This is a genomic window from Paenibacillus sp. 01T424 (assembly GCF_056398745.1).
Genome location: NZ_JBFTPZ010000090.1, coordinates 1 through 4,774 on the forward strand (window position 1 = coordinate 1; position 4,774 = coordinate 4,774).

The 4,774-nt window shown below is 38.3% G+C and carries 3 protein-coding genes and 2 pseudogenes; 3 read left to right on the plus strand and 2 right to left on the minus strand.

Annotated features, from left to right (window positions below; genetic code table 11):
* Positions 1–181: pseudogene (locus AC1DPK_RS33815) on the minus strand (IS110 family RNA-guided transposase); the annotation flags it as partial.
* Between the two features lie 189 nt (positions 182–370).
* Between AC1DPK_RS33815 and AC1DPK_RS33820 the strand changes: the two are divergent.
* Positions 371–832 (plus strand): hypothetical protein, encoded by a 462-nt coding sequence (locus tag AC1DPK_RS33820; protein ID WP_477512989.1) that lies wholly within the window; start codon positions 371–373, stop codon positions 830–832.
* A gap of 776 nt (positions 833–1,608) precedes the next feature.
* On the opposite strand, the gene AC1DPK_RS33825 is transcribed toward AC1DPK_RS33820, so the two are convergent.
* Positions 1,609–1,794, minus strand: coding sequence for a DUF3888 domain-containing protein (locus AC1DPK_RS33825; protein WP_477512990.1), 186 nt, complete (start codon positions 1,792–1,794; stop codon positions 1,609–1,611).
* A gap of 649 nt (positions 1,795–2,443) precedes the next feature.
* Between AC1DPK_RS33825 and AC1DPK_RS33830 the strand changes: the two genes are divergently transcribed.
* Together AC1DPK_RS33830 and AC1DPK_RS33835 are read left to right on the plus strand one after the other, a co-directional pair.
* Positions 2,444–3,346: a copper amine oxidase N-terminal domain-containing protein gene (locus AC1DPK_RS33830; protein WP_477512991.1), complete on the plus strand. Its 903-nt coding sequence runs from the start codon at positions 2,444–2,446 to the stop codon at positions 3,344–3,346.
* Between the two features lie 538 nt (positions 3,347–3,884).
* A pseudogene (locus AC1DPK_RS33835) lies at positions 3,885–4,073 on the plus strand (carbohydrate ABC transporter permease); the annotation flags it as partial.
* Positions 4,074–4,774: the final 701 nt, after the last annotated feature.

Below are 4,774 nucleotides of genomic sequence, written 5' to 3' on the forward strand. Positions count from 1 at the left end.
AACGATGGTGAAATCCTTCCTCGTCATTAGAAAAGGATAGGTAGTCTCCGATGATGATGCCACGGAAATTTACAGCGCGCGCAACATGCATCTGCTGGGCGATGTCGATCCCGATAACTAAATGCTGAGCAGTAATTTTTTCAATGAGTTGATTTTGTCTTGCTTGCGATTTAAACTTCATAGTAGAGCGTCCTCCTGGATGATGGAATTTTTAGGGCTATGACCCGTTGCGTACTTCCATCGTACCGAGGCGCTCGTTTTTGTGCAAAGCGGAAATTTAACGCTCTACAGGAATGCTAACGGGCAGGATTGCATGGAGGAAACCCCGAAATACTGAAGGGGAATTTCTTGTTAAAGGCGAGGTGGAGTTTTGAGGTTCAAATATGAACTTATCGGAAGAGGTTGGGCTAGTGGATTCATTGAAATGAACTCAAATACCTTTTATTTTGCAACAAGTTATATCACGGATGCTCTTGATGAGATGTTAAAGGCTCTGATTTTACTTAATCCAGAGCTCAGTCCATTCCCTGTTTCAAATTCACAATTTGAATGGAATGAAGAACCTGGTGGAACCGTTTGGAAATTCAGAAAGATTGATGATTTATTGCACGTTCAGACTATGTCATTTGAGAATTTGCGAAACAAAAAACAACTGGTTATTGAACTAAATGAGTCTTGTTCGATATTGGAATTTTCAGAAGCAGTAGTACAAGCGCTTGATTTATTGTTGAGTATACATGGTAAGGAAGGCTACAAAGAAAAGTGGGTTAACTATGATTTCCCAACGAACAATTACTTAAAACTTAAGGGTTTCGTTACAAAAAAGAATTGAAATAACGGGACACGATAGTTCAAACATGATATGTCGGCAACGGGTCATATGATCGGTTGCCCTTTTCATTGAAGTAATGGGTAGTTATACATAACTATAAATATGTATAATATATAGTAAATCCTCTCATAAAGTAAGAAGGAGAGACAAATGGAACTTTTCATTATAATTTTAGCTGTAGGATTCATCTGCTTAATAAGTTATCTTCGAGCAATCCATATTTCTCTTCAGAAAATTATAGAAATAATGTCAAGTGAAAAAGAGAAATAGACAACACCAAGAATGTAATTCCTTGAGATAAGTGATTAAGCTAACGAGGAACGATAGCACAACAACTAGGGAGCTGTCGCCGCGCGGTTGGGGAGTGATTGAAGACGGAGACTTTCAAAGAAAGAGCCTACGTATATTTATTGTATTGTGTTCTTCTAGATATTCGGAGCGCATCTTATACTCATCGTATTAAATGGTGGATTCCTGCATCTTGGGTCCAGGCTAAGTATAATGTGATTGAATAAACAATATTGCCGATGTTTTTCATAACTTACCTGATTTGATTGTTAACAGACCAGATCAATTTGATGAAAAATGGTTTTGGGATTGCTTAAGAAATCGAATTCCAGAGAAATATGAATTCTATAATAAAGTTTTCAATGAAAAGATAAATGAAATTGTTCGTTCAACTTACGGGAAACGTTAGTTCAATAGCACAAAACGACGAGCAGGCACTGCGGTAGCCTGCTCGTTTTATTAAACTAACGGGCAGATTAACGAAACCTTTATAGGTCCTTGATATGCCTGAAACTCAGCAATTTTGGGTTTCCACCGCCCACTTCTACTTTCACTTCATCAATTCCGTAAGAAATGTGTGGTCCATAATAAGTATTAATTTTTAAAGTGATTTTGTACGCACCACCGATACCGTACAATTGCATCACTTTCGTAATTTTGGTGTCCAGGGGCAATTGAGGTCAATTCTTCTGAGGACTATCTATTTGATAGACTCTAACTTCAAAAAAATGAGATATATAGAGATATACAAAGATCTCATTTTCTGAAAATCCCATAATCAGGCATCGTAGCGCGAGTAAATGTTTCTATCCATAAAGTGAACGTTGTGTTTTTAAGTTTGCCAATTAATTATTAGCATAATAACATAGCTTAATAAGAACTAATAATTGGGAAGTGAGGAGAATTATTTATTATGAATTTTCTAGTTATAAATAACAGCAAGTTATTTGTCCATCTAGTATTCAAGTATTGAAGGAACTAGGAAGATTATTATTGCATCGTCAGCAGCCGCGTGGATGAGTTGCATAATTAGGAGCAGGACCTTGAAAGTAATTAACCACTGGTTTGATTCAATCGCAGATCGAGAGACGTACTTGATGCAATTACCGAACGCACCCTACAAGTCATAGCGCCAGCACCCTGATTGCTTATTGTAAATTCGATATGCCTCCCACAAGATGCCCGTCAGGAACATTTCATTCTTTCACGACACCAAGGAGGAATCCAGTGGCTACAGACGATTGTGTAGGTGGAATAGAATCCATCGTGCCGTTTACCAATGCAACAGCTGCACAAATACCATAATTGGAAGGAGAAGATAAAATGAAACTTGTAAACAAAGCACTCCCTTTGTTTCTCTTGCTTTTACTCGCGTTTCAAAGTACGGCATTAGGAGCAACGAAACTATCACCCCGTGATATTGTTGTAAACATTAATGGATCATTTATCAAAACGGATAGTAATCCTTATGTGGACAAAGGAAGAGTTTTGGTTCCTATTCGGACTCTATCTTCATTAGGATTATCCTACACCTGGGACACTAAAAGTCGAACGGCTGTAATAATGAATAAAGTTAAAGATGAAGTGAAAGTGACAGCCAATCAATTAATTGCCTATAAGAATGGAAAAACCATCAAGCTCGATGTTCCAGCAGTTAATAATAACGGACGTATAATGGTTCCCATTCGTTTTATAACTGAGGCTTTCGAATTCAGTGTAACCTATGAAAAAACTAGAGTAATTTTATTTATAAATAGTAAGGATTTTAAGCTTGATGAGAATCTTATTACATCTGATGATCTAAATAAGGCTCGTCTTGCTGCAATTTCTTTACCAATTACCTTCTCTTTTACACCGTCTGCAGAAGCTGAAAAAAATGAACCAACTCCTTTTTACAGTTACAGCTTTCCACGTGGAGACGCATCACGTTATATTTATAGTACCGGACGTGCCAATACAGTCGTTGAGATTAAAGATGGAATAGCTAAGGCAGTTTGGCAATTTCAATATGGAGATAAAACACCTATTATTCATTTAGCTGGCCAACAACTAACCAATACACTTGAAGAAATGCTCGATGTTTCATTTGAACATAGTATGTCTGGATCTAATACAGCAATGTTCTACTCAAATGGTTATGGACGTGATGAAGACCATCCGTTCGAAAGATTCACTTATAAAACAGATATGTACGGTGACATTATACAAACAATCCCAAAAGAATAAATCCATAATTCAATTTAATACCACATCAAAGCCTGTTGAGAAACTTCAACAGGCTCTTTTTGTAATAATATCATTTTCCAATTCCCATTTTGAGCAGAAGCAAAGGACTCAATTTAATGCACATCCGTAAACGAGTAGATTCAGGCCATCCTGCATAAAAGTAAGCGTCAAACCTTAGCCACCTTCAGTCCCTGTTAAATATATGAGAAGATGAAAGCAACCGAAATTACAGGAGGTTGCCTCATGACAAATAAAGAACGACGTCGCCAGGATGGGCGAGACGAATCGAGGACTATACGTCCAGCGGCCAAACCATGGCAACATGGTGCAGCGCCAAAGGGCTCACCATCGAGCAGCTACTTTAAGTAAAGCTTGTAAGCATGCGTGGCTTGTTTAGATCCATCTGAACGACAAGCAATAGAGAGTATGGCTTGGGCTTTTCGATCGCCAGAATGCCGTTTCATAAGCGATTTCCAGCCTCGTAAGATATCTTGAGAATGTAATTCACCTAGTTCTTCGGGTGTAGGGAAAAGACGAATTGCAGACACCTGAAAATTTCCCGGCTTCTTTGAAGCTGTATCAGTTTTTTGGGCAATACGGCATGGTGGAGTATGGCAAGCTAGCGGCGTTTTCCGTGCTGTATGCGATTCCTTCGGTCGTGATGTATATCCTCTCCCAGCAGTTTATGTCCAAAGGTTTTGGACTGCAGGGCGGGACGAAAGGGTAGTGATATATGTGGTTTGAACCCAATCCTATTCATTGAACATGCCTGTTAAGGGCATGTTTTTTTGTGTTTGGAGGAGTCCAGAAAGTATTGATATTGTTTAGGTAACTTGGAAATTCCCTATGTAACTTTGAATCTTCTCAAGGAATATTTAGCTAAGCAATCTTCTCGATTGAAACCAAGTAGTCTAGGGCATCGCATCCGTATTATACGTTCTCTTTTCCATTCTGCCTATGAAGAAACGTATTTACCTAAGAGGTGGAGAAAATAAACATTGAGGATCTGAAGAAGGAGAACGATAGTTGAATCATCAGTTACTACGGCAGCAGGCCAAACCGATCGGCTGCTTTTTGTTGAACTAACGGCCAGAAAAGTTCCAATATGTGTTAAAATTAAGGGGGTTAATAAACTTCAGGTAAATGAACGGATATATAACTCTTCCTCTGAGGTAATGGGCGTTCCATTCTGTAAAAGTTAGATCCATCATTTAGTATGAGAAAAGAGGAATCTAATGAACGATTACAGAAGAAAAACTTTAAATGTTTTATATGTATGTGGGACTGACCCCATAACGTGAGACAAATCAAAACACCTTCAAGAAAATGCAACCATGTCGTAAGATATGGAGACAACCTTGGAGGTGTTTTTACGTTGGCAACAAGAGTAAGTTATCCAGTGGAAATAAAGGCAAAAGCAATTGAAAT